Origin of the sequence: Yoonia maritima, assembly GCF_043641945.1 — a bacterium.
Classification (GTDB): Bacteria; Pseudomonadota; Alphaproteobacteria; order Rhodobacterales; family Rhodobacteraceae; genus Yoonia; species Yoonia maritima_B.
In genome coordinates, this window is sequence record NZ_JBHZRX010000011.1 from 50,065 (window position 1) to 76,054 (window position 25,990).

Sequence of the window (25,990 nt, forward strand, 5' to 3'; positions counted from 1 at the left end):
ACTGTCCACTAGTAACCACTATCGAAAGCATTCCCATGTCCTTGTCTAATGGTCGCCCATATTTGGCGATTCCCGGCCCGTCTGTCATTCCAGATGTGGTTCTGCAGGCGATGCATCGTGCTTCGCCGAATATCTACGAAGGCGAATTACACGACCTGACGCGTAGCCTGATCCCTGATCTGAAATCCGTGGCGATGACAGACCATAACGTCGCGATCTATATCGGCAACGGCCACGCGGCATGGGAGGCGGCGCTATCAAACGTCATCGGCCCCGGTGATACGGTTCTTGTGCTTGCAACAGGTCGGTTTGGCCTTGGCTGGGGCGAAATCGCTACCGGTCTTGGTGCAACGGTCGAAGTCATTGATTGCGGCGTACAGTCCCCGATCGATCTGGCGCGGGCCGAAGAACGGCTGTCTGCGGATACTGAAGACCAGATCAAAGCGGTGCTTGCGGTACATGTCGACACGTCAACCAGTATCAAAAGCGACATCTCAGGGCTGCGCGGCGTCTTAGACCGGACTGGGCACCCTGCGCTTCTGATGGCTGATTGTATCGCCTCTTTGGGCTGTGACCGGTTTGAGATGGACGCGTGGGGCGTCGACGTCATGGTCGCCGCTTGTCAAAAGGGGTTGATGACACCAGCAGGGATCAGCTTTGTGTTCTTCAACGACAAAGCTGATGCGGCGCAGTCCGCACGCGTCTCCCGCTACTGGGATTGGCGACCACGGGTGGACCCTGCCGTCTACTATCAGTATTTCGCAGGAACCGCGCCAACGCATCACCTGTACGGCCTACGCGCCGCGCTGGACCTGATCAAAGCCGAAGGGCTCGACGCTGTATTCGCACGTCACGCAAAGCTGGCACAGACTGTTTGGGCGGCAATCGATGTCTGGGGCTCTGACGGGCCGATGTCATTGAACGTGCCAAACCCGGAACATCGGTCGCATGCCGTAACCTCTATCGCGATAGGTTCGTCAGTTGGCCAGGACTTGCGTGAATGGACCGAAAGCAAATGCGGGCTCACGCTCGGGATCGGGTTGGGTCGCGAACCAGAGGACGCCTATTTCCGGATCGGCCACATGGGCCACGTCAGTGGGCATATGATAATGGGGGCACTCGGAACGATCGAGGCGGGGCTGAAAGCACTCAACATCCCACACGGACGAGGCGCGCTTGAGGCAGCATCTGAAGTGATTTCCAGCGCATAATAAAACATAGGAGGAACGGCGGCTTGTCGCTCCTCTCCTCCTGTTCATTTCGTGCTGCTGGTCTTCGATGAAATTAAATAGGGGATCGGTGGGCCGCTCGTGAATTATGTGGACCCAATGAGAAACAGCTCATACCCTGCTTTAGAGCTTCTATAGGTTGATTTCTTACTGGTTGCATCGGCTTGAAAAGGTTAAGTTGCAGCCTTCTTTCAGCAACTTGGAGATGCTTGAGGAAGTTTCAATCCAAGACCACACGCCGTTGCTTTTTGAAGAGGTCGACCTCCGCGCTCGTTTTGGCCGGACGCGGTACCAGAGAAGCTTCACAACGTTCAGTGTGCACCATGGAGCAGGATTCTGCTGGCTTTCCTTATCCCCCGCTTTTGTGGCACCTTGATCTTTGTATTATCAGCTATCAGCTATCAGCTATCAGCTTTACGCAGTCATTGGTTTGGCCATTCGCCCCCTATTTCGAGACTGCTTCACTTAGCAAATAGGTGAACCGGTTGCCTATCGTGTCCTAAATTCCTTAGACCCGATCACAACTTTGGGCGTCGTCAACGGCAATCATGTTGGCCAGACGGTATACATCTATCAAGCGAGTGGATCTAGTGTTGTTGATCCGAAGACACATGAACCGTCAGAAGTGCGCGCGAATGGCAATGGCCTTGTTAGACCACCGCACGCCACCTTCCGGATGGGTTTACCGTAAGATGGCAGAGCTAAGTCCCGCCTTTCGCCAAGCGGAGGTCGGCAGCGCGAACTCTTATGATGCGTTGGCCCAAGTCATTCTATCGTACAAAGGCTATGAAAACGCTACTTTTGATCGCGCTAACTTCCTGCGGAATTATGCACTTTTCGGGCGCATTCATTCCTAGCTAAGGTGAGCGCTTCACAAGGGCCTGAGCACTGCAAGGTCCACGCCCCCGGCCACAGCTAACACTTAGCACGACCCATCGCCACACTCGACCGAATTGCAATGTCATCTGAGATAGAACTGCGCGACGCGGGTGTCGTGCAAGAAGGACCTGCACACCACGCGTCGGACCATTTGCCGATTTGGGCGGATGTGATATAGAATTTGTTGAAATGAATCGTGTCAGTTGCTTATACCAAGTCACAGAGATAGCGGTCAGTTGTATAGAGGCAAGTACATCCGCGCTTCAATCGTGACATCCGTAGCTTGAAAGCTACCGCAACGTTTGCTTTTCGAACGCAGAATTGGAAGAAATATGCAGCTGGGAACTGCTTGTATTTACCGCTGTTCGTCTATCTATGGCCGGTAAATGGAACTCTATTAGAGCGCGCAATTCTTCTAGCACTGCTTCCGGTAGTGTTATCCTTCCAGTATGGAAAAGAGGAAAAAGGTGACTAGACTGCTCGATGGGGTTTCTTGATCACCTAGCGCTTAGCCGCGTTTCAGTACGCCTCAAATTCTCTTGATGACTAGACCTTGGCGAGGTGCGTGATCATCGTTATCAGAGCTCTCTAAACATATTTGAGAGGCCGCCATGAACACCGTCGCAGACCGCATCGCCCGTAACATCGCAATTGATATTGATGCGCGTCCTGAACAGGTGGTCGCGACGGTCGCGTTGCTTGATGGCGGTGATACTGTTCCTTTCGTTGCCCGCTACCGTAAAGAAGTGACAGGTGGTTTGGATGATGCTCAGCTACGTAAGCTGGCTGAACGTTTGGGTTATCTGCGCGATCTTGAAAAACGCCGGGCAAGCATTCTTTCGGAAATCACGAGCCAAGGTAAGATGGCGGACGCGCTTGCTCGATCGATCACTGAGGCTGACACTAAAGCAGTGTTGGAAGATCTGTATCTGCCGTACAAACCCAAGCGCCGGACAAAGGCGATGATCGCCCGCGAAAACGGCTTGGACCCATTGTTGCGAGCTATTATTTCGGACCGTGCTGCTGATCCGGTCGAACTTGCACAGGGCTATCTGTCAGAGGCAGTCACAACACCCAAAGATGCCTTGAACGGCGCACGCGATATTCTAGGAGAAGAGCTTGGCGAGAATGCTGCGCTCTTGGGTCGGTTGCGGCAGTTCATGCAAGAAGAAGCCGTCGTAACGGCGCGTGTGAACAAAGGCAAAGAAGAATCCGGTGCAAAGTTTTCGGATTATTTTGCGCATACCGAAAAATGGGCTTCAATCCCGTCGCACCGTGCGCTGGCTATCTTGCGTGCCGCCAAAGAAGAAGTCGTAGCGATCAATATCGCCCCTGACGAAGAGACTGGGCTGGACCGCGTCATCGGGATCATTGCGGCAGAGATCGGCATTCCGGGACGGGAACCGGGGGATATCTGGCTGCAAGATGCCGCGGCGTGGACGTGGCGGGTAAAGCTAAGCCTTTCGATGTTCATGGACCTGTTGACCGACCTACGCCGCCGCGCCCACGCGACAGCGATTGAGGTGTTCGCAAGAAACCTCAAAGACTTGCTTCTGGCTGCTCCTGCGGGTGCGCGCGCGACGCTTGGCCTCGATCCGGGAATTCGAACCGGATGTAAAATCGCCGTCGTGGATGAGACTGGCAAACTGTTGGACACTGCGACCATCTATCCGTTTCAGCCGCGCCAAGATTTGCGTGGCTCGGAAGAGACGCTACTGCATCTGATACGCAAACACGGCGTGGCCCTGATCGCTATCGGCAACGGAACCGCCAGCCGCGAGTCCGAAAAATTGGTCGCAGACGTTCTTAAGACTCTGCCAACTGGCGTCGCTCGTCCTACACCGGTTATCGTATCTGAAGCGGGCGCATCAGTTTATTCGGCGTCCGAACTTGCATCACAGGAATTCCCTGACGTTGATGTTTCCATCCGGGGTGCTGTTTCGATCGCAAGGCGGCTACAGGACCCGCTGGCCGAACTCGTCAAGATTGAACCGCAGGCGATTGGCGTCGGGCAGTACCAGCATGACGTCGATCAGCGCCAACTTGCACAGTCGCTGGCGGCAGTTGTCGAAGACGCCGTAAACGCCGTGGGCGTTGATTTGAACATGGCATCGGCGCCGCTGCTTTCACATATTGCGGGGCTTGGGCCTGCCTTAGCACAGAATATCGTCGCGCATCGTGACGCGAATGGGGCTTTCTCCTCTCGCAAAGACCTACTCAAAGTGGCGGGCTTGGGGCCAAAAGCATTTGAGCAAAGCGCAGGTTTTTTGCGGATTACCGAAGGCGCAGAGCCGCTAGATGCGTCGTCTGTTCACCCCGAGGCTTATGGCGTTGCCCGCCAAATCGTGCAGGCCTGCGGGCGAGATGTGCGGGCAATCATGGGCGACAGCGCCGCATTGGCGGGACTAGACGCAGCGCAGTTCGTCAGCGAGAATTTCGGTCTGCCCACAGTTCGCGATATCTTGGCAGAGTTGGAAAAGCCCGGCCGCGACCCACGCCCGGCTTTCAAGACCGCAACCTTTGCCGAAGGCGTCGACAGCATCACCGACCTCAAACCGGGCATGTCACTTGAAGGGACCGTGACAAATGTCGCAGCCTTTGGTGCGTTCGTTGACATCGGCGTACACCAAGACGGCTTGGTGCACGTCAGTCAGCTTGCGGACAAATTTGTCAAAGATCCCCATGAAGTCGTCAAAGCCGGCGACGTCGTACGCGTCCGCGTGACCGAAGTTGATGTCCCACGCAAACGCATCGGCCTGACGATGCGCAAGGACAACAGTGCTGAACCTGCATCACATTCACGCAAAACAACAAAGTCCAAGCCAAACCACAGCACCCGATCAAGCGCTGGCCCAAAGTCCAGCGATATTAATTCAGGCGCGCTTGGATCGGCGCTCGCAGAGGCACTCAAGCGTCAGGGGCAAAGCTAAGATGCGTCTCTAGCTAAACCAGCCTCTAGTTCGTTTGCGAGTGTCCCGATCCGATACTGAATCAGGGCTTCTAAAGATCAGACGTTTAACTCGGCGCCTTTGCCAAGGCCCTCGGCAATGCATTAGCAAACGCCTCCACTTGCTCAGGCGTCCCACAGCTGACCCGGATGCAGCGGTCTTGGGGTGCGACGAAGGGCATTCGTACGAATATGCCGTCTTCGAGCAGCGCTGCCAAAACACGCCGTGCAAAAGCTCCGTCTTGCCCGCAGTCAATTGCGACAAAGTTGGTGGCTGAAGGTATGGTCGTCAGCCCATTGTCAGCGGCGATCTGTTTGATGGTTTCACGCGCGGTGATGATTTCGGACTGCACATGCGCGAGCCAGTCGCTGTCCTTTAGCGCGGCAAGCGCACCTGCTTGCGATATTCTGCACATGCCAAAGTGATTGCGGACTTTGTTGAACGCATCGATCACCTCAGCCGCGCCAATCGCGTAACCGACACGGGCTCCGGCCATCCCATACGCCTTCGAAAACGTCCGCATGCGGATCAGGTTCGGGTTGTCGACCTGCATTTCAGGCGCGGTCCCTTCGGGGGCCATTTCGATATAGGCCTCGTCCAGTACCAATAGCGACCCATCCGGGATATCGGCAATCATCTGGTTGATTACATCTGCTGCATGCCAAGTCCCCATCGGGTTGTCGGGGTTGGCGATGTAGATCAGCTTGGCTTTAACCTCGCGGGCCTTTGCTATCAGGGATGCCGGGTCTTCATGGTCATCAACATAGGGCACCTTGTGCAGTTCCCCGCCAAAGCCTGCGACGTGGTAGTTGAACGTTGGGTAGGCCCCGTCTGAGGTCACTACAGCGTCTCCTTGCCCCACATAAAGCCGGACGAGTACGCCCAAGAGCGTATCGATCCCTTCGCCGACCATGATGTTTTCTGGTGCGACGCCGTGGTGTGCGGCCAATGCGTTGCGCAATTCAAAGCTTTCGGGATCGCCGTACATCCAGACCTCGGATGCCGCCTCTTGCATGGCGGAAATCGCGCGGGGCGAGGGGCCGAATGTGTTCTCATTTGCGCCAAGGCGGGCGATGAAGGGTTTGCCGCTGGCCCGCTCTGCGGCTTCGGGGCCGACGAACGGCACCGAAGCGGGCAGCGATTGGGCGAGGGGGGTAAGCACGGGTTTTGTCATGGCGGCTAGATAAGCCCGGCCTTGAATCCAATGCAATCGTGATTATGTGAGAATCATTCGCAACAGGAGGGTTTCGAATGAAGTTATCACGCCGCGGGTTCCTCGCAAGCACTGGCGCAGCCGTCGCAGTACGCGCCGTTCCACAGGCTGCCACCAAGGCTGGCGGACGCCGTGTGCTGACGCTGGTCTATGACAAAGCGCTGGGCATGATGCGGGCGGTTGAGCGGGTGGTGCCGTAGGACGTATGTTAGCTCAGTGGGGTGAGACCACTTTGAGCCCATCTCGTCACTAGTTGCTAGAGCAACAACTGGCGCATCTAGGACGCATTATCGTCAGTTTGACGCATGCGACAAGGCGTTCAATTTGAACGCAGCACCATAGGTAAGTCGTAACCATGGATATTAAAAAATGAAAAACACATCCGCTTGTTTGGCATTACTATCGGCATTCATTCTAACAAGTACTGCTTCGAACGGAGAGGACTTGGAAACAATTAGCCGTCCCGATATTGCGGCAGCCAATTGTCCGGTTGAATGGGCAGCTCTTACCGCGTTAGAGACTGACCTTTGGGAGGACACCAACCCGATAGGCATCGATCCATCTTTAGATCAGGGCACAACCAACGCAATTAATAAGTACTTTCTTTGGATCATGGCACGCGAAGCACATGTCGCATCGCTGATTGGAATTTCGGACCCGAATGTAGACGTGTCATCGTATTTCGATGGGGCCAAAGCTAAGTACAATTTATCAACATGCCTAACCATGACACAGGCTGAGAGAGACCTTGTCGTTGCGGCATATCACGCGCATAGTCCGTCAAGGCCTGAAGATAGAATTCGCGCTAGATTTTTTGATGCGTTCGATGAGTATGAATGCATGGGGCTTGCACGTGCCAGTGCCCAAGTTTTCCAATTGAACCCGCAAAGCGCCTCTTTCCAATCGGATTACGAAAAAATCATGTCAACCACTCTGCAGGAATGTAGCTGATACCGAAGGTCGAGATTTTCATTTGCCCCTGTGCGCGCAGGCGAAAAAATAGTTCTGGGCCTTCGCATGAGCGTAGCGAGTGCAGAAAAGTATCGCGCAACTGACATTTCAACTTAGTTATTTTGTTAGCTAAGAGAGTTAAGGGGCTGCCCGCTACAGGCAGCCCAATACTATTACCCAATCTCTTTCAAGCGCGCGATGGCGGCTTTGATCTGCGCTTCCTCGCCTTCACGTAGCGCGAGGTTTTCTTTGGCCTCAGCGACAACCTCATCAGGGGCGGAGGCCACGAATTTGGGGTTGTTCAGGCGTCCGCGTAGACCGCCCAGTTCCTTAGCCAGCTTTTGTAGTGTCTTTTCAAGCCGCGCGATTTCCTCTGGGACGTCTATGAGGTCGGCAAGCGGCAGGCCGAATGTGCCGCCGTCCATTGGGATCGTGACGCAGCCTTTGGGGAAGGCGTCGACCGCAGTCAGGCTTTCGATCCGGGCAAGGCGTTGGATCAGCACATGGTTGTTATCCCACGCGGATTGGCCTTTGTCGTCCAGTCCCATGACAACCAGCGGCACTTTTGCACCAGCGGGAACGTGGCTTTGCGCGCGGGCGGAACGTGTGTTGTCGATCAGGTCGATCACCCAGTTCATTTCGCGATCCGCGTCTGCGTCGATCAATTCGGCCGCTGTGTAGGCCGGCCAATCAGCGTGGACCAACATTTTGGCGCGGTTGTCTGCAAGGCCCCAAAGCTCTTCGGTGATGAACGGCATGATGGGATGCAGTAGGATCAGACATTGGTCCAGAACCCAGCGCAGAGTTTGCTCTGTCTCGGCTTTGGCCACCGCGTCTTCGCCTTGCAGGATTGGTTTTGAGAATTCGAGATACCAATCGCAGACCTTGCCCCATGTGAACGCATAAAGCGCGTTTGCCGCGTCGTTGAAACGGTAGGATTCCAGCGCAGCATCGACTTCTTCACGCACTTTGCCCGTTTCGCCGATGATCCATTTATTCAGCGTTTGCGTGGCCGCAGGGCGTACCGCATCTCCGGGATAGGCGATTTCATAATGGTCGGCAAAGCTGAACGCGTTCCACAGTTTCGTGCCAAAGTTTCGGTAGCCTTTGATCCGATCCTCTGAGATTTTTAGAACACCACCAAGTGCCGCCATCTGTGCGTTTGAGAAACGCAGCGCGTCGGCGCCATATTCGTCGATCATGTCCAATGGGTCGATGACGTTGCCGCGCGTTTTGGACATTTTCTCGCCCTTCGCGTCGCGTACTAGCTGGTGCAGATAAACCGTGTGGAACGGGTCATCCTTAAGCACGGCTTGGGACATCATCATCATCCGGGCAACCCAGAAGAACAGGATGTCTTGCCCAGTGATCAACACGTCACCGGGGAAGTATTTTGCCAACTCAGGCGTATCTTCGGGCCAGCCGAGCGTGCCGAATGGCCAGAGGCCAGACGAGAACCACGTATCAAGCACGTCAGGGTCGCGCCAGACTGGGAACTCCAGCTTGGTCGGGTCTTGAGTGACGTTATAGGCGGCAAGGCCAGCCGAGAAGCGTTCGATGGCTTCTGCTTTATCCGCGACTTCGACGACTTTCGCATGGCTAATGGGGCTAGGGGTATCCGCGTTGTCAAAGACGAAGGCAGATTTGACGCTTTCGAAGTCGGGCGCACAATGCATGACATTGCCACGGTGAACGATGCCCTCAAGAAGCAGACCAAGGATTTCGACTTCGTCCAGATCACCTGATGGGTTGTGTTCGTCTTCAACGCCAAGGTCGAGCCCGTACCACACGGGGATCTGGTGCCCCCACCAAAGTTGGCGCGAGATGCACCATGGTTCGATGTTTTCGAGCCAGTGGTAGAATACTTTTTCGCCTGATTCAGGCATGATTTTGGTACGGCCAGTTTTCACCGCTTCCAGCGCTGGGCCAACGATCTTGGACGTATCGACGAACCATTGGTCGGTCAGCGCAGGTTCGATCACGACCTTGGAACGGTCGCCGAAGGGCTGCATGATCTTTTTGTTTTCGACGTATGGAACAGTTTCGGTCACTTCGACCTTGTTGCCATCTTCGTCTTTTTCAGTGCGGGTCACGTCATGCATGACCGCGTTGCCTTCGGCAGTGATGTCTTCGACGACCTTTTTACGCGCCTCGAACCGGTCCAACCCGCGGTATTCTTCGGGCACAAGGTTCATCGCGGCGATCATCGCCTCATCAAAGGTTTCTTCACCGTTGGCGATACGCTGTGCGACTTCTGCTTCCTCAACATAGGGCGCGCCATCGCTGCGCATCGCACCTTTGGTATCCATCAGTGAATACATAGGGATGCCGCCGCGCTTGGCGACTTCGTAGTCGTTAAAGTCATGCGCGCCAGTGATTTTCACGGCACCCGAGCCGAAGTTCATGTCAGGGTACGGATCAGTGATAATCGGGATCAGGCGGCGCTGTTCTTTGGGGCCGACAGGAATTTCACACAGTTTGCCGACGATAGGCGCATAGCGTTCATCGTCTTTGTGCACCGCAACTGCACCATCACCCAACATGGTTTCGGGGCGGGTTGTGGCGATAGAAATGTAATCGCGGGTTTCACGCAGGGTGACATTGCCGTCTTCGTCTTTCTCGACGTATTCGTAGGTTTCACCACCTGCGAGCGGGTATTTGAAATGCCACATGTGGCCGTCGACTTCGATGTTTTCGACCTCAAGGTCCGAAATCGCTGTCTCAAAATGCGGGTCCCAGTTCACCAAACGTTTGCCGCGATAGATCAGCCCGTCGTTGTACATCTGCACAAAGACCTTAAGCACGGCATCGTGGAAGTTGCCGTCTTTTTCGGTCTCTGGCGCGCTTTCGGCACCAGACATAGTGAATGCAGAGCGTGACCAATCCATGCTGTCGCCCAAACGGCGCGCTTGCTGTTCGATCATTCCGCCTTTGGCGGCTTTCCATTCCCAGACTTTTTCAAGAAACTTTTCGCGGCCCATTTCAGTGCGCTTCGGCTGCTGCGTTTCGGCCAGTTCTTTTTCGACCATAAGCTGGGTTGCGATTCCCGCGTGGTCCAACCCTGGTTGCCAAAGGGTGTCGTAACCCTGCATCCGTTTCCAGCGCGTTAGGATGTCCATCAGCGTGTGGTTGAATGCGTGACCGACGTGCAGGTGGCCCGTGACGTTGGGCGGCGGCAGCTGAATGCAGAATGTTTCATCGCGGCTGGCATTTGCGCCTGCTTTGAATGCGCCCGCGTTTTCCCACATCTCATAGATGCGTGCTTCGGCGGTTTTTGCGTCGAATGTCTTGTCCATGGCCATTGTCACGTCCCCAATCTGGTTTGGAATCCGAATACCGAATGGGCTGGCTAAGGGAAAGGGGCTTATAGTTGGTTATAGATACCGATCGCGATCTGATTTAGCGCCTCGCGGTCGACATCACCGACAATCGCGTAGCTCAGGTTGGCGTCTTCCCAATAAAAGCTGCCTGTTTCGCCTGTCTGGTTATAGCTAAATGACGCAAGCTGCCCGGTTGCCCCTTTTACCGCGAAAAGGGTGATCCGTTTGCCATCTGCATCTTCATACATGAATTGCGCGGCGGGGCCTTCGGCCGCTGATACCAATCGACCACCAACAAGTGTAAAACCTTTTGGCGTAAGGTCCGGGGCCAGTAATTGTTCGCCCACGCGGTTTGATAGCCATCGGACCAAGGTTTCTTCTTCCGATGCCGCGACTTCGACCGGGCGGTGTGGGTCAATACTATAGATCGCGTGAGCTTGGACGGCCTCTTGGACAAGACTTGCGACCATTGCCGTGTTGGGCTGGTTTCCACGTGCCACCCATCCACCGGCTAGGCCAAGGGCCAACATCACAAGTGACGCAGCAATTGCTGACCAAGACAGGCCGGATGGCATTGTATTTACATTGGCGGGTATTTCGTTGGTTGGAAGGGCAGGCATTGTCGGCGGCGTGTCGCGGTGGGGGTAAAGCGCGTTGATAGCGGCGTTCTGATTTGCCCAAGTTTCCATATCGTCAAGGCGTTCAGGATGTTCGTTCAGATAACTTTCAACCTGTTTCATCTGCGCGTCATCAAGTTGCCCGTCCACAAAGGCGTGCAGCATTTCTTCTGTAACAGGGCCGTTTTCGGACGCGGTCATGATACTTGGCTTTCGTCTGTTTGCATTGCTGCCTTTAGGGCCGCGCGGGCACGTCCTAAGCGCGACATGAGCGTACCAATTGGAATATCTAGCGTTTCTGCGGCCTCTTTGTAACTAAGTCCACCAACAACGACGCTTAGCAACGCTTGGCGTTGTTCTTCGGGCAGGTCGGCCATCGCGCGGGCCGTTTCACCCAGCGCAAGCTGATCTGTTAAGGTATCGGCTGCTGCGACAGTTTGGGCAATATCGTCCAGTGGGGCAACGGCCTGTCGCTGCGCAGGCGAACGAAGCTGACTGCGATAAGTGTTTAGAACGACTTTCATTGCCCAAGATTTAAATGTGCCACTGGGTTGCCAGAGGTCACGTTTGCGCCAAGCACGTTCTACGCCGTCTTGAAGCAGGTCATCTGCCGCGTCGCGATTGCGCGTCAGCGCAAACGCGTAACGCCAAAGATCAGGTAGGCAGTTTTCTATCTGCTGATGAAAATCACCCATATGGATTGGCCAGCCCCACGTCCGGTTGTAATCCCGGCCTACGGTAGCGGCCGGGATTGGGTGCGTAAAGATATTGGTTTTAGGGGCGGGCAAGATGCCATTTTCCGCCGACGCCGTCGCCGGTCGTGTCACCCGGCGCGCGGTCGTTCACCCAAAGATAAAGCGGCTGACCGCCATAAGCCCATTGTTTGCCTCCGTCGTTACGCGTGATGACGGTAAACGAGCCAGAGGCCGTCGCATCAGACGGTGCAGCTAGCGGTGGCCAGCTGGCTGCGCAGCCAGCGTTACATGCCGATGATGTGGCCGTGTCTGGATCAAATGTATAAAGGCTCATGCCCTCAGCATTGGTAAGGATGCCGTTTGTATCAACAGCTGGTGCACTTGAATGCCCCGCAGCATATGCATCGTCGCATGCAGCTAGGCCAATGATTGTTGTAAAAGCGACAAGAGAAAGTTTCATAATAATACTCCTATTTTGTGTTAAGTTTGCTGCCGATTTTACTCGGCAGTTACGATAACAACGGCTGGGGCATGGCTTTTAATCCCGGCAATCGAAATTATTTTCTTCGAATGCCGTCACTGGACAATGCGGGCACTGGGTTTAGGGTGGTTCTTGGATGGAAATCGAGGAGCCAGCGGATGGAAAAGTTCGGCAAAAGCCAATCGGTAAAGCGGGTTGAGGATGTGCGCCTTGTGACCGGGCATGGGCGCTATGTTGATGATATCGCTCCTGCTGATGCGTTATATGCTTATTTTCTTCGCTCTCCGGTGGCGCATGGCGAAATTGCCGCGCTGGATTTAGACGACGCGCGTGAAATGCCTGGCGTGCATTTGATTGTAACCGTCGATGATTTGATTGCTGCTGGCGTCAAGATTGGGCTTGGCACGACAGTCGTGAAGAACCGCGATGGTACGCGTGGTGCAAAACCACAGCGTCCGATTTTGGCGCGAGGCCGCGTGCGTCACGTGGGCGAGGCGATTGCGATGATTGTCGCTGATACCTTGATCGCGGCCAAGGATGCAGCCGAAGTGATCGGGCTCGAGATCGACGATCTGCCTGTGCATATTGATTTGGCTGTTGGTGGCGACGCAATTCATCCAGAGGCCCCAGAAAACCGCGCCTTCGATTTTGGCCTTGGCAATGAAGATGCCGTGAAAGCCGCAATTGATAGCGCGGCACATGTTGTGACGGCCGAAGTCTTTGACAACCGGATTATCGTCAACTCAATGGAGCCACGCGGTTGCTTTGCCGAAGTCACGGACGGTCGTTTGCATCTTGCGTTTGGTGGGCAGGGCGTTTGGGGGCTTAAGGATGATCTGGCGAAACACTTTGGCTTGGATAAATCCGAAATCCGCGTGACCAACCCTGACGTCGGCGGTGGTTTCGGAATGAAGGGTATGCGTTACCCTGAATATTTCGCGGTAGCCCATGCTGCCCGCGTTTTGGGCCGCCCTGTGCGCTGGATGTCTGACCGGACAGAGGCGATGTTGTCTGACAACGCGGGGCGTGATCTGACCACGACCGCAACGTTGGCGTTTGACGAAAACCACAAAATCGTCGCCTATCATTTGGATACAGTCGCCAATATGGGCGCCTATAACTCGGCCTTTGCGCAACCCATCCAGACAGAGCTGTTCGCGAAGGTCATGATGGGTACGTACGATGTGCAGACTGCCTATATGCGCTGCGTGGGGGTGTTTACGAATACAACACCCGTCGATGCATACCGTGGGGCTGGCCGTCCAGAGGCGATATTTGTTCTAGAGCGGATGATGGACGAAGCATCCCGTCAGTTGGGTATCGATCCATGGGCGCTGCGTGAAAAGAATTTCATCGCCCCGGATCAGTTCCCATATACGTCGGTCACTAATGTGACCTATGACGTCGGTGAATTTGCCAAAGTGCTGAACCGCGCTGCACAAGAGGCAGATCGCGATGGCTTTGCCGCCCGCAAAGCCACGACAGAGGCCAACGGCAAACTGCGTGGGCAGGGTCTTTGCTACTACATCGAGAGCATTTTGGGTGACACCGAAGAAACCACGAAGGTTGAATTCGTTGATGGCGGTGCGTTGATCTATGTCGGCACCCAGTCGAATGGGCAGGGCCACGAAACGGTCTATGCGCAATTCCTCGCAGACCAAACGGGTATCCCTGCGGATCAGATTACTGTGGTGCAAGGTGATAGCGACCAGATTGCCAAGGGTGGCGGCACCGGTGGATCGCGGTCGGTCACCGTGCAAAACACCGCGACACTGGCAACCGTTGACGTGATGATCAACGCATTCAGTGTCTTCCTTGCCGATAATCAGGGCGTTGATGCCAGCGCGGTCAGCTTTGACGACGAACGTTTCCGGATTGCTGGATCAAACCTAACGCCCACCATGCTAGAGGTCGTTGATCTGGCCCGTGATGCAGGGCGTGATGACCTGCTGGCGCATACGGCGACGATTGATCTGGAAAACCGCAGCTTCCCGAATGGTGCGCATGTGGCAGAGGTCGAGATCGACCCGGAAACGGGCGTTGTCACAGTAGATCGATATACGGTGGTTGACGACTTTGGTAATCTCATCAACCCGATGCTGGCCGAAGGGCAGGTACATGGTGGTGTCGCCCAAGGAATTGGGCAGGCGTTAACCGAACAGGTGGTCTTTGACGAAGACGGCCAACTGCTGACTGCGACCTTTATGGATTACGGGATGCCACGTGCCGACAACATGCCAATGATCGCATTTTCGACCGAACCAACCCCTTCGCTGAACAACCCCATGGGGATGAAAGGCTGCGGGGAGGCGGGCACTGTCGGCGCGCTTGCCGCAATCTCGAATGCGGTTGTTGACGCATTATGGGGCTTGGGCGTGCGGCATGTCGAAATGCCATTCACGCCACACCGAATTTGGCAAACGATAGAGGCGGCTAAGAATAACAGTGAAGCTGCGTGATTGGCTCTTTGGTTTATTTGGGCGCCGCGCGCGCACCGAAGAAGGCGGGGTACGCGGTCGTGGACCAGCGACCCATGTGGTTATCCTTGATGGCACAATGTCATCGCTTAAACCCGGGCGTGAAACAAACGCCGGATTGACGTTCAAGCTCTTGAACGAGGTGAGCCGCACCAGCAACCTGACTGTCCATTACGAAGCAGGAATTCAGTGGCGCGACTGGTCTGGTACTTGGGATGTGATGACCGGAAAGGGTATCAACAGGCAGATTGAACGTGCGTATGGTGTTGTCGCCTCACGTTATCGGCCCGGCGATAAGATTATTCTGGTTGGCTATTCGCGAGGTGCCTATGCGGTACGATCGTTGGCTGGGGTGATTGACACGATTGGTCTTGTTCAGGCCGACCACGCAACGGTACGGGCAGTGCGGCAGGCCTATCGGCATTACCGAAATGGTGGTGTGAACCCGGCCGCAAAGCGATTTAGCGAGATCTATTGCCACGATGACGTCAAGATCGAAGCCGTTGCAGTCTGGGATACCGTCAAGGCATTGGGGTTACGCTTGCCGGTCTTGTGGCGCTGGGCGCCTGCACAGCACGATTTTCACAACCACGCGCTGGGCCCGCATGTGCTGAATGGATTTCACGCGCTGGCGATTGATGAACGTCGCCGTGCCTATGAACCCGTGATGTGGCATTGTCGGCCCGATTGGACCGGCCATATGGAGCAGGTTTGGTTCCGGGGAAATCACGCAGATATCGGTGGGCAGGTCTGGGAGCACCCACAAGCACGGCCGCTTGCCAATATCCCGCTTGTTTGGATGCTAGAGCGGTTGGCCGACTGCGAAGTCCCTTTGCCGACCGGCTGGTACGACAGGTTCCCTCAAGACGTAAATGCACCGTCTATCGGCAGCTGGCGCGGCTGGGCTAAGATCTTCCTTGCGCGCAAGGCGAGGGTGGTCGGCAACGATCCATCAGAACGCATGCATGAAACAATCGCTGCCGACATCCTAGAGCCGTCAATCGCGGTGGATTTGCATAATCAGGCAAGTGGTTGAACCCGTCGCATAAAGCTTGCCATCTTCGGCGCCGCGAATTTCGCCATGTGACACGCCGGTTGTCCGGCCGCCATGATCAAGGAAACCAGTCGCGATAATCTCGGTCCCGATTGGGATCGCGCGGGTCAGGTTAATTTTGTATTCAAGGGTCGTGTAGATCGCCCCTTTGGGAACTGTGGTCATTACCGCGCAGGCCATGCAGCTATCTAGCAGCGTTCCATACCAGCCGCCATGAATGCCGCCCATTGGGTTGGTGTGTTCAAATTGCGGTTTGCCACGAAAAGAGACTTTACCAAGCTCAACCGTTTCAAGCCAGTAGTTCATGATCTTGCTTATAGGAGCGCTCAATGCGGGCTCTTGAAGCGTTGTTTGCAGATATTCTAATCCTGACATTGACAGCATTCTGTCACGGTCAGGCAGGGTGTATGGCATAGTGGTCATAGGGCCTCGGGCGTTGTTTCGCCCGAAGCTGTACCCTTAGGCTACGTTTTGCAACCGGCCTTTTGGTGTGACACCCAAGGCATGACATACATCGCGCGTCAGTTCAGGGCGGTTCAATGTATAGAAATGCAGGTGGTCAACGCCGCCTTGCAGCAGATCATCACATAGTTCGGTCGCCAACGCAGTCGCGAGCAGATCAGTCGTTCCATCGCGGGTCGCATGTTCAAATGCATCAGTCACGACTTGTGGAATTGTCGTGCCGCACATTTTCGCAAACCGCTGTGTCCCGGCCCAGTTTTCGATTGGCAGGATGCCCGGAAGGATCGGAGCGTCGATCCCCGCCTTTACACATGCGTCACGGAACCGAAAAAACGTGTCGGCCTCAAAAAAGAACTGGGTGATTGCAGAAGTCGCGCCAGCGTCGATTTTACGCTTCAGGAACGCGATGTCTGCGGCTTGGTCTGCGGCCTCTGGGTGCTTTTCAGGATATGCGCCCACTCGGATGTTGAATTTTCCGGTGTCAGCCAATGCGCCGATCAGTTCGACAGAGCTGGCAAAGCCTTCGGCATGTGGTTTGAAGCCATCCGACCCTTTTGGGGCATCGCCACGAAGGGCAACGATTTCACGCACGCCTTCTTGGGCATAGCCATCGGCGATTTCCAATGTCTCGGCTTTTGTCGCATCGACACATGTCAAATGCGCGGCAACGTTCAAGCCGCTGGTGCGGTGAATCGTGCCCACTGCTTCGTGGGTAAGTTTGCGGGTGGTGCCACCGGCGCCGTAAGTCACAGAAACAAACGTCGGGTCCAATGGGGCCAGCACATTGACACAGTCCCAAAGGCGGAACGAACCCTCAAGCGATTTGGGCGGGAAGAATTCGAATGATACAGACGGCGTTGACATGGACGGACCTCTCTCTTGCCATGCTGTTATCTCAGCTTTAATGAGTTGAGGCAAATTCATAACTTTCACCACGATCATGAGGGTGGCTCATATGCACATCGAATTCCGGCATCTTCGGACCATCAAGGCAATCCATGACACGGGTGGTCTGGCGCGTGCGGCTGATCAGCTGAACATCACGCAAAGTGCGCTAAGCCATCAGATCAAAGGGATCGAAGATCAGGCCGGCGTTGAACTGTTCGTGCGCCGATCTAAACCGCTGAAACTCTCGGCCGCTGGAATGCGGATGCTTGCCGCGGCTGAATCGATCTTGCCACAGGTTGCCGCACTTGAGGCGGAGTTCTCGGGTCTGATCAAAGGTAGTTCCGGTCGTTTGCATATCGCAATTGAATGCCACGCCTGTTTCGAATGGTTGTTCCCCGTGTTGGAGCAATTCCGCAAGGCATGGCCCGAGGTCGATGTCGATATTCGTCCCGGCCTTGCGTTTGATGCCTTGCCTGCGCTGAGAAAAGAAGAGGTGGATTTGGTTGTGTCCTCTGATCCAGAGGAACTGCCGGACACCGATTTTACGCCGCTTTTCGACTATGAACCCGTCTTTGTAGCATCGTCTTCACATCCGCTCGCGCAGAAAGAAGTGATCGAAGCCGAGGATTTTCGGGGTGAAACGCTGATCACCTATCCAGTTGACCGTGCGCGGCTTGATATCTTTTCACAGCTTTTGACTCCGGCCAAGGTTGAACCGGGCGCAGTGCGGCAGGTTGAACTGACTGCTGTGATCTTATTGTTGGTCGCCTCAAACCGTGGCGTTGCCGTGCTGCCAGATTGGGTTGTGAGCCAAGTACGTTATAATTCTGACTACGTGACCCGACCGTTAACCAAAGACGGTATTACCCGTCGTCTTTATGCCGCAACCCGGTCCGAGGATACGTCGCGCCCGTTCATGGCGCATCTGATCCGACTGGCCAAACAAGAGGCGGTGAAACTGCAACGAAATTGACGGGGTATTGGTGATCCGCGTAGCGTCATCTGACAGGGTTTCCCGAAAAGCCGGTTTACCCCTTGTTACGCACGCGCGTTGGGCCTATACGCCGCGCTTGATCCCGAACCCGGAGAAGATGTGATGGCTGGCAGCGCAAACCTGAACGTGATGATGAAAACCGCCCGTAAAGCAGGGCGTGCATTGCTGAAAGACTTTGGCGAAGTCGAGCAATTGCAAGTAAGCGCGAAAGGTCCTGGCGACTTTGTTAGCCGTGCTGACCGTACCGCCGAAGAAACAATCCGTGAAGAATTGCTGCACGCGCGCCCATCCTATGGGTTCTTGGGCGAAGAAGGCAAAGAGATCGAAGGCGCTGATCCAACCCGTCGTTGGATTGTTGATCCGCTGGATGGCACAACCAACTTTTTGCACGGTCTGCCACATTGGGCTGTTTCAATCGCACTGGAACACAAGGGCCAGATCGTTGCTGGTGTTGTGTATGACCCCGCTAAGGACGAAATGTTCTATGCAGAAAAAGGTGGCGGTGCTTGGTTGAACGAAGGCCGTTTGCGCGTTTCCGGACGTCACCGCATGATCGAAAGCATCTTTGCGACTGGTCTGCCATTCGCTGGTCGCTCTGATCTGCCAGAAACACTGCAAGACCTTGCGCGTATCTTGCCTGCTTGTGCCGGTGTACGCCGTTTCGGCGCTGCTGCGCTTGATCTGGCTTATGTTGCCGCAGGTCGTTACGACGGCTTCTGGGAACGGAACCTGAAGATTTGGGATATGGCAGCTGGCCTGATCATCGTTCGCGAAGCTGGCGGCATGGTTGAACCTATCCGTCCCGACGGTGATATCTTGGCCGATGGCGCTGTTATCTGTTCGAATGAACCGATCTTTGAAAACTTTTCAAAGGTTGTTCGCAAGGCTAACGTCTAACAGTCGGAATATTACTGCGACCGTATTGGGTTTCCGGATGATCCGGGTGCCCATGTGTGCGCCGCCAAAACCCTGTGCCGCCTAGCGTCAACCAGATTGGCAACATCAACGCAAAGCCTGCGACAAAGCCGCCTGCGTGCGCCCAATGGGCCACGCCGCCCGTTCCTGCCATCGCGTTGAAACCGTTGAATAGCTGCGCCGCAAACCAAAACCCTAGCGTGATCCACGCGGGTATTGGAAAAATGCGGAAGAACACGATGAAGAATACAAACACATCTACCCGCGCCTTGGGGAACAACAACAGATAGCCCCCCATCACGCCTGCAATCGCCCCTGATGCGCCGACCATCGGGATCATAGAGGATGGCTCTGACGCGAACTGCGCTAAGCCAGCGGCGATTCCGCATAGCAGATAAAAGACCAAGAACGGCACGTGGCCCAGTTTGTCTTCTAGATTATCGCCATAAATCCACAAAAACAGCATGTTCCCGGCGAGGTGCATAAAGCCACTGTGCAAGAACATTGAGCTGAGGGCGGTTACATAGCCTTCTCCTGCAGAAATTCGCGCGGGGACCAATCCGTAGTGAAAGAAAATCTCGGCAATCGCGCGTTCTGATTGGGCGGCATAGCTGCCCAAGAAAATCAGTACGTTCAATATGATCAGCGCAATCGTGACATAAGGCACGCGTTCAGATGGGTTGTGGTCGCGGAATGGGAATATCATACCGCGACCGTGATTTATGTCCGCGCCGTGGTCAAGCGGTAGCTTGATCCGCGACTTGGGCCAGCAGTGCGGCGTTGCCACCTGCGGCAGTTGTATCAATACAAACGTGCCGTTCATGCATTGCGTGGGCTACGTCAGGCATGCCTGTGATCAACGCAACGATTGGGCCTTGGCGTTTGCTAAGGGCGGTTTCGATCGCGCGCCCTGTTTCGGCGTCGCCCCACCACAACACGCCCGCTAAAGGCGTTAGTGTCGTCAGATGGTCGGGGGCCAGTGTACCTTCGCTGCTGATCCCAATACCACCAAGCGCCTCGATTGCGCGAACCTGCGTTTCTGCTGCCTCTGGGCCTGGACCCATGCAAAGGATCGGACCACGTGGGCGGACGCTATGACGGTTGGATTCGCCTGTTGGCCCAGGCAGATCAGTTGGTGTTTGTGCTGTAACTGACTTTGTTGCGCTTAACCGTGTGCTTAGGGCGGCTAGGTCACTGTCAGCCGTCCATTCAGACATGGCGCTTTGCACAGGGTTTGCAGTAAAGCGCGGCAGATAGTGCGGACCGCCTGCCTTGGGTCCAGTCCCAGACAAACCTTCGCCGCCAAAAGGTTGGCTGCCCACGACAGCGCCGATTTGGTCGCGGTTTACGTAAATATTCCCCGCTTCAACCCGTTCAAGGATGGTCTGTACGCGGTCATCAATCCGGGTGTGCAGACCAAAGGTCAGCCCGTAGCCAGTGCCATTGATCGTGTCGATCACATTGTTGATTTCATCCGCCTTAAACGTTGCCACGTGCAACACTGGGCCGAAGATTTCACGGTCCATATCCGTGATGCTGTTCACCCGAATGGCCGTGGGCGCGATGAAATGCCCGCCATCTGCTGGCGCTTTAATTTGGTGAATAATCCGCCCATCTGACTGTGCTTGGGCTATGTGATCTGCGATTATCGTATGCGCGGGCGCGTCAATAACGGGGCCAAGGTCGGTTGATAGCAGCCACGGATCACCAACGACCAGCTCATCCATCGCACCCTTCAGCATTTTCAACAGAGGCTCTGCGATGTCCTCTTGAACATACAGGCAACGCAGGGCCGAACACCGCTGACCAGCGGACCGAAATGCGCCGTTCACGATGTCACGCACAGCATGTTCGGGCAGGGCGGTACTATCAACGATCATTGCGTTTAAGCCGCCGGTTTCCGCAATCAGCGGTGTTCCCGGCGCGCAGTTGGCGGCCATGGCTTCGCGGATCTTCAACGCAGTGGCGGTAGAACCTGTGAAGGCCACCCCGTTTATCCGCGCATCAGAGGTAAGCGCCGCACCAACGTTCCCGCCTCCGGGAAGCAATTGTAATGCGTCGATTGGCACGCCGGCGGCATGCAGCATTTCAACGGCACGGGTCGCGATCAGAGGTGTTTGCTCTGCCGGTTTGGCCAATACAGCGTTGCCAGCGGCCAGCGCGGCGGCAATTTGTCCGGTAAAGATAGCCAGTGGAAAGTTCCAAGGGCTGATGCATGTCCAGACGCCACGCGCCTTTGTGTCGTCGCTGGCTTGGGTTGCGTAATAGCGCAGGAAATCCACGGCCTCGCGCAGTTCAGCCACGACATCTGGCAAGCCCTTTCCAGCTTCGCGTGCCAGAATCGCGAACAGTTCATTTGCATTGGCTTCATAAGCGTTGGCGGCGGCGTTCAACGCAGCAGCACGTGTGGCTGCATCTGCGCCCCACGGTTTCGCGTATCCAATCGCCGCAGTGATATCGGCAGGGCCAGCTACCTGAACTTGACCGACAATATCTTCTGCGCGTGCCGGGTTAATGACGGGTGTCTTTGGTTCCGTCGGTTGACCCGCTGCGATAATGGGATGCCCTTGAAGCTGTGTTTCTAAAAACGGCGCACGCCCAGTTTCTATCGCTGACAGGGTGGGGGCATGGGTTAAATCCCACCCACGCGAGTTAACGCGCTCTGGCAGGAAGATATTTGGCCCTTTGGGCAGGTCGACACCATGGCCGATCGCACCAAACGGGCAGGCGGCCACGACTTCGGGCGCCACGTCTTCGTCGACGATCTGGTTCACAAAGCTAGAGTTCGCACCGTTCTCCAGCAGACGCCGAACAAGATAGGCGAGCAAATCTTCGTGGGCGCCGACCGGGGCGTAGATACGGCAGTGCGTCCTTTCCGCGTTCAGCACCAGTGTGTGCAGGGTTTCACCCATGCCATGAAGGCGCTGGAATTCATACGCTGCCGGTGTCAGCCCCATCGTCGATGCGATGTCGAGAACGGCAGCAACTGTGTGCGCGTTATGTGTCGCGAACTGCGGGTAAATCCGGTCAGTCATACCAAGCAGCTTGCGGGCGTTGCTGATGTAGCTGATGTCAGTGTGCTGCTTTGATGTGAACACGGGGAACCCGTCGATACCTTCGACTTGTGCGCGTTTGATTTCAGCGTCCCAATAAGCGCCCTTTACCAAGCGGACCATGATTTTGCGATCCAGCTTTGTTGCCAATGCGTGCAGCTGGTCGATCACGAGCGGGGCGCGTTGTCCGTATGCCTGCACGACGACACCGAAACCATCCCATCCAGATAGTGCAGGCTCTGACAAAACAGCGGCGATCACATCAAGCGACAAGGAAAGGCGGTCAGCCTCCTCTGCGTCAATGTTAAAACCCATGCCAGCAGATTTTGCGAGCATCGCCAATGCACGCACGCGCGGGACTAGTTCGGTCATGACGCGGGCCTCTTGCGCGACCTCGTACCGAGGGTGCAGCGCGGATAGTTTGACCGAGATGCCTGGGTTTTCGGCAACGGTTTCATGTGTGCAATGTTCGGCAATCGCGCTGATCGCACGCGAATATGACAGGTGGTAGGCGCGCGCATCGGCCTCTGTCCGGGCGGCTTCGCCCAGCATGTCATAGCTATAGGTGAATCCCTTGGCTTGCATTCCAGCGGCACGTTTCATCGCCTTGCCGATATCTTCGCCCAAGACGAACTGGCGGCCCATTTCACGCATCGCACGGGCGACAGCGGTACGAATTACGGGTTCGCCCAATCGCTTTACCGCGCTGCGCAGGTGGCGGGTGATACCAGGCTTTTCATCGTCCAACACGCGCCCCGTTAGCATCAATGCCCAGGTCGATGCGTTGACCAGCGACGACGCGGAATGCCCAAGATGCTTGCCCCAGTCCGACGGCGCAATTTTATCTTCGATCAACGCATCGATGGTTTCCGCGTCGGGAACGCGCAACAGGGCCTCGGCCAAACACATCAATGCAATGCCTTCGTCCGTGGATAGGCCGTATTCAGCAAGGAAAACCTCCATCAGGCCGGGTTCCGCGCTACCGCGGATTTCCCGAACCAAATCCGCGGCTTTTGCGCTAATTCGAGCCCGGTCTTCCGGTGAGAGGGCAGCAGCCCGCGCCAGCGTTTTCACCGCCTGTAATTCATCGCAATACATTGCAGCGTCGATTTCTGAGCGCAGGTCGGTCTGATCACTATGCATTGATGGGGGTCCTTGTTGCTTTTCCCTATTCTATCCCATTGTGTGCAGTCCGTTTGGTTGGTAATTGTGGCCCTGTTAGTCGATTGCACCAAAGAGGGCAGAGTAAATGGTCGATATGAGTTCCGATTTAGATGGTTTTGACCGCAAGATTCTTGACGTGCTTGCGGTTGAAGGACGCGTCAGCGTCACAGAGCTGGCGCGTCGCATCGGCCTGTCAAAATCACCAACCCAAGCGCGACTAAAACGGCTAGAGGATAACGGCGTTATCCGTGGCTACCGTGCGCTGTTCGATCCAATTCGGTTGGGGCGCGACCATGTTGCCTTTGTCGAAGTCAAATTAACAGACACCCGAGAGTCAGCATTGGCAGCCTTTAACGCGGCCGTAATGCGGGTACCCGAGGTGGAACAATGCCATCTCATCGCGGGGTCATTTGATTATTTGTTGAAGGTTCGGACCGCAGGGATGACTGGTTACCGCGCTGTTTTAGCAGATAAAATATCGACTTTGCCACATGTCGCGAACACGTCGACCTATGTTGCGATGCAAGCAGTTAAAGAAGAAGGGCTTTCACCGCTTGCCCCTCCGGGCGCGTCCGCGTAGGAATAGCACCGTGCCCGCGTGGTGGAATGGTAGACACATGAGACTTAAAATCTCCCGGCTGTATGGCCGTGCCGGTTCGAGTCCGGCCGCGGGCACCACTTAAATCTAATTTTTGTCATGTAATCATGTTGTTACCGATATTGTATAAAAATGTATCCACCTATCAGTCCACCCAATTGGTCAATTGCAACCCATTTTTGAGGACACTCACTTAGGTTTTTTGGTGGCTTCGTTCGTGGGAATGCAGATGCACTACAAGGTGTAGTACGTGTTCAATAGGAGTTTCACCTCACGATGCACCCGGGTTCACCGAAGTTTAATCTTCAGACATGAAGCTAGAATTGTAATGCGACCTTCCCGCCAGTTCTAAATGGCCCTTCGAGATTATGACGTATCCCATGCGCTTAGTCAGTGGTTTTCGGTGAAAAACAGAAACTCTGTATATGACGAGGATTGAATCGCTGAATTCACCAGTCTTTTGGAGCTGAAGGAAAGCAAATGCCACAGAACTTAGGGAAGTCAGAATATCTACTCTTCTGACTGGGCTGCGCAATGATTACATCCTTGTTCGCTGAGCAGGTTTCGAATTTTTCAGGGTATTCAAAATGCCGCAAGGTACCTCTCGGCGCAATATAGGAGAAAATTCTAGGTTTGGGCGCTTCGCTCCATGACAAATTGAAAGCCGCGAGCTTAGGGTAAAAACATACCCCTGAATGCTCCAGGTGATCATCCAACCAAAAAGCAAGGTCGCGCCAATCGCGCCCCTTATCATATTGGTCAGAAAACCAAGGAACAACGATGCAGGCGGTAGCTCCGATGTTACCTGCTTTGTCCTTGTGGTCCCAGACATGCACCCCGAAGTTTGCTTCATTGTTTGCGCAATTATGGCCACGGGTGTTGCCTTCAGCATTTACTCTAGCAGACCGATACGCGGACCGAACATGAATAGGCCCGAAAGTGTTGACCAGCGGGTCCAGTAACTCAGTACACAGGTGCCTACCTGATTTTATTGCAAGATCCGGGTTGTCCGGTATGTTGCCTACCCTGTAAAAGTCGCTGACCTCAGAATGTAAAAAATCTCGCATAAAGAAATGCTGCGAGAGGCGTGTTCGGCCAAATTTTTCCAATTGGTATAGGCTTTCGATTTGTCGCAAGATTGGCCTCGTTTCGTTTTTCACATGTAATTCTGGCGTTTCGAAGCTGTACGTTGGCGAAAGCCGACATGAGAGAAGCTTCGCCGTGACAATACATTCAAGTTGTGTTCACGTTATGTCCCGGATGTAAAGGCGCAGTTTCGCGTGCAAAATTGAACCCGGGTGCATTACGCTGATTACGAGTATCTAAAATGATGCAGATGTTTTCTGGTGCTTGTAAGCGGCCGAACATTTGCTACCAGTCTGGGAAATTTCATGCACAACGCGAGCACGGGCTACCTCGTAAAATGGTAGCTAATTGTCTGCGTTTCGAGGTCCTTCACTCTAGCTGCGGTTCCCCTTAAGATCTAACTCCAGCTATGGCACGCATTCAATGCGACGGACGAAGGTCACACAGATTTACAAGAAGACAGGCAATCTGCGTGCCGTTCAATTGTTACTGGGTCACACCAAGATGGACAGCACAGTGCGATATCTTGGCGTTGAGCTTGAAGACGCCTTGGCAATTTCGGAGGCTATTGAAATCTAAACCTTCGGGCCGTTCGTAAGGGACGGCCCTTTGCTGACATTGGCCGTGACTATCGACGCTGCGATGCAGCTTCCCGAAATCCGACATTGGCGAATGAGCACAACATTCTGATACGCCCGAGGTCAGCTATGCGGGACAGAACCGACCTTGATCAATTTACGATGAATGGCTGCTTTTGTCGTGCTGCGTGTGCAGGGGAATTTGGCAAGGGCAGGAAGATGCATGCGCGCAATGTTAGGTTCCCCATATACATTATATTCAACACTACTCTATGGTTGCTCTGAATTTACGTGCAAGAGAGGCTGACAGGAGTGACTGACCATATTTGGATGTGTGACGCACAGCGTCACACGCAGTTCGTTAGAGGGTTTTCGGCAGATCTAGATG

At 54.8% G+C, this 25,990-nt stretch carries 20 protein-coding genes, 1 tRNA gene and 1 pseudogene; 12 read left to right on the top strand and 10 right to left on the bottom strand.

All coding sequences use genetic code 11. The features are described from left to right. Positions 1-35 precede the first annotated feature (35 nt). The 3 genes from ACHUEV_RS17680 (at position 36) to ACHUEV_RS17690 (ending at position 5,038) form a co-directional block, all read left to right on the top strand. Positions 36-1,211: a pyridoxal-phosphate-dependent aminotransferase family protein gene (locus ACHUEV_RS17680; RefSeq protein ID WP_394182245.1), complete on the top strand. Its 1,176-nt coding sequence runs from the start codon at positions 36-38 to the stop codon at positions 1,209-1,211. Between the two features lie 629 nt (positions 1,212-1,840). Further along, positions 1,841-2,086 (top strand): hypothetical protein, encoded by a 246-nt coding sequence (locus tag ACHUEV_RS17685; RefSeq protein WP_394182246.1) that lies wholly within the window; start codon positions 1,841-1,843, stop codon positions 2,084-2,086. A 633-nt stretch (positions 2,087-2,719) separates the two neighbouring features. Continuing rightward, positions 2,720-5,038: a Tex family protein gene (locus tag ACHUEV_RS17690; RefSeq protein ID WP_394182248.1), complete on the top strand. Its 2,319-nt coding sequence runs from the start codon at positions 2,720-2,722 to the stop codon at positions 5,036-5,038. Between the two features lie 85 nt (positions 5,039-5,123). Here the strand turns inward: ACHUEV_RS17690 and ACHUEV_RS17695 are convergent, their stop codons facing one another. Further along, positions 5,124-6,230 (bottom strand): pyridoxal phosphate-dependent aminotransferase, encoded by a 1,107-nt coding sequence (locus tag ACHUEV_RS17695; protein ID WP_394182250.1) that lies wholly within the window; start codon positions 6,228-6,230, stop codon positions 5,124-5,126. A gap of 77 nt (positions 6,231-6,307) precedes the next feature. On the opposite strand from ACHUEV_RS17695, the gene ACHUEV_RS17700 reads away from it, so the two are divergent. After that, a complete protein-coding gene (locus ACHUEV_RS17700; protein ID WP_106356189.1) occupies positions 6,308-6,469 on the top strand; it encodes a Tat pathway signal protein in 162 nt (53 codons plus the stop codon). A gap of 169 nt (positions 6,470-6,638) precedes the next feature. Beyond that, positions 6,639-7,220 (top strand): hypothetical protein, encoded by a 582-nt coding sequence (locus ACHUEV_RS17705; RefSeq protein WP_394182252.1) that lies wholly within the window; start codon positions 6,639-6,641, stop codon positions 7,218-7,220. 173 nt (positions 7,221-7,393) lie between these two features. On the opposite strand, the gene ACHUEV_RS17710 is transcribed toward ACHUEV_RS17705, so the two are convergent. The 4 genes from ACHUEV_RS17710 to ACHUEV_RS17725 form a co-directional block, all read right to left on the bottom strand. Beyond that, positions 7,394-10,522, bottom strand: coding sequence for a valine--tRNA ligase (locus ACHUEV_RS17710; protein ID WP_394182254.1), 3,129 nt, complete (start codon positions 10,520-10,522; stop codon positions 7,394-7,396). Positions 10,523-10,584: 62 nt separating this feature from the next. Continuing rightward, complete coding sequence (locus ACHUEV_RS17715) at positions 10,585-11,358, bottom strand: anti-sigma factor family protein (RefSeq protein ID WP_394182255.1); 774 nt, start codon at positions 11,356-11,358, stop codon at positions 10,585-10,587. Then, complete coding sequence (locus ACHUEV_RS17720) at positions 11,355-11,945, bottom strand: RNA polymerase sigma factor (protein WP_394182257.1); 591 nt, start codon at positions 11,943-11,945, stop codon at positions 11,355-11,357. The genes ACHUEV_RS17715 and ACHUEV_RS17720 overlap by 4 nt, the downstream gene beginning before the upstream one ends. After that, positions 11,932-12,312 carry a COG4315 family predicted lipoprotein gene (locus ACHUEV_RS17725; protein ID WP_394182259.1) on the bottom strand — a complete coding sequence of 127 codons (381 nt, stop codon included), beginning with the start codon at positions 12,310-12,312 and terminating at the stop codon, positions 11,932-11,934. Before ACHUEV_RS17725 ends, ACHUEV_RS17720 begins: the two co-directional genes overlap by 14 nt. Before the next feature lie 179 nt (positions 12,313-12,491). Between ACHUEV_RS17725 and ACHUEV_RS17730 the strand changes: the two genes are divergently transcribed. Beyond that, complete coding sequence (locus ACHUEV_RS17730) at positions 12,492-14,792, top strand: xanthine dehydrogenase family protein molybdopterin-binding subunit (protein ID WP_394182261.1); 2,301 nt, start codon at positions 12,492-12,494, stop codon at positions 14,790-14,792. Next, positions 14,779-15,846 carry a DUF2235 domain-containing protein gene (locus ACHUEV_RS17735; RefSeq protein WP_394182263.1) on the top strand — a complete coding sequence of 356 codons (1,068 nt, stop codon included), beginning with the start codon at positions 14,779-14,781 and terminating at the stop codon, positions 15,844-15,846. The genes ACHUEV_RS17730 and ACHUEV_RS17735 overlap by 14 nt, the downstream gene beginning before the upstream one ends. Here ACHUEV_RS17735 and ACHUEV_RS17740 read toward each other — a convergent pair. Together ACHUEV_RS17740 and metF are read right to left on the bottom strand one after the other, a co-directional pair. Beyond that, entirely contained in the window at positions 15,808-16,287 is a 480-nt protein-coding gene (locus ACHUEV_RS17740) for a PaaI family thioesterase (protein ID WP_394182265.1), read from the bottom strand. The two genes, ACHUEV_RS17735 and ACHUEV_RS17740, sit on opposite strands and share 39 nt — an antisense overlap. Before the next feature lie 36 nt (positions 16,288-16,323). Further along, positions 16,324-17,190 carry a methylenetetrahydrofolate reductase [NAD(P)H] gene (gene metF / locus ACHUEV_RS17745; RefSeq protein ID WP_394182266.1) on the bottom strand — a complete coding sequence of 289 codons (867 nt, stop codon included), beginning with the start codon at positions 17,188-17,190 and terminating at the stop codon, positions 16,324-16,326. Between the two features lie 91 nt (positions 17,191-17,281). Between metF and ACHUEV_RS17750 the strand changes: the two genes are divergently transcribed. Both ACHUEV_RS17750 and ACHUEV_RS17755 read left to right on the top strand, forming a co-directional pair. After that, positions 17,282-18,187, top strand: coding sequence for a LysR substrate-binding domain-containing protein (locus tag ACHUEV_RS17750; RefSeq protein ID WP_394182268.1), 906 nt, complete (start codon positions 17,282-17,284; stop codon positions 18,185-18,187). Positions 18,188-18,310: 123 nt separating this feature from the next. Continuing rightward, complete coding sequence (locus ACHUEV_RS17755; protein WP_394182279.1) at positions 18,311-19,105, top strand: inositol monophosphatase family protein; 795 nt, start codon at positions 18,311-18,313, stop codon at positions 19,103-19,105. On the opposite strand, the gene ACHUEV_RS17760 is transcribed toward ACHUEV_RS17755, so the two are convergent. Further along, positions 19,095-19,826 carry a rhomboid family intramembrane serine protease gene (locus ACHUEV_RS17760; RefSeq protein ID WP_394182281.1) on the bottom strand — a complete coding sequence of 244 codons (732 nt, stop codon included), beginning with the start codon at positions 19,824-19,826 and terminating at the stop codon, positions 19,095-19,097. The genes ACHUEV_RS17755 and ACHUEV_RS17760 overlap by 11 nt on opposite strands. Positions 19,827-19,860: 34 nt before the next feature. Further along, positions 19,861-23,319 carry a bifunctional proline dehydrogenase/L-glutamate gamma-semialdehyde dehydrogenase PutA gene (gene putA / locus ACHUEV_RS17765; RefSeq protein ID WP_394182270.1) on the bottom strand — a complete coding sequence of 1,153 codons (3,459 nt, stop codon included), beginning with the start codon at positions 23,317-23,319 and terminating at the stop codon, positions 19,861-19,863. Between the two features lie 106 nt (positions 23,320-23,425). Here putA and ACHUEV_RS17770 point away from each other — a divergent pair, with 106 nt between their 5' ends. Together ACHUEV_RS17770 and ACHUEV_RS17775 are read left to right on the top strand one after the other, a co-directional pair. Further along, on the top strand, positions 23,426-23,920 hold the full coding sequence (locus ACHUEV_RS17770) for an Lrp/AsnC family transcriptional regulator (RefSeq protein WP_106356211.1): 495 nt from the start codon (positions 23,426-23,428) through the stop codon (positions 23,918-23,920). A gap of 12 nt (positions 23,921-23,932) precedes the next feature. Beyond that, positions 23,933-24,018: transfer RNA gene (locus ACHUEV_RS17775), tRNA-Leu, on the top strand. Positions 24,019-24,387: 369 nt separating this feature from the next. Here ACHUEV_RS17775 and ACHUEV_RS17780 read toward each other — a convergent pair. After that, on the bottom strand, positions 24,388-25,074 hold the full coding sequence (locus tag ACHUEV_RS17780) for a hypothetical protein (RefSeq protein WP_394182273.1): 687 nt from the start codon (positions 25,072-25,074) through the stop codon (positions 24,388-24,390). Between the two features lie 352 nt (positions 25,075-25,426). Between ACHUEV_RS17780 and ACHUEV_RS17785 the strand changes: the two are divergent. Then, positions 25,427-25,603, top strand: a pseudogene (locus ACHUEV_RS17785) (integrase); the annotation flags it as partial. Positions 25,604-25,990: the final 387 nt, after the last annotated feature.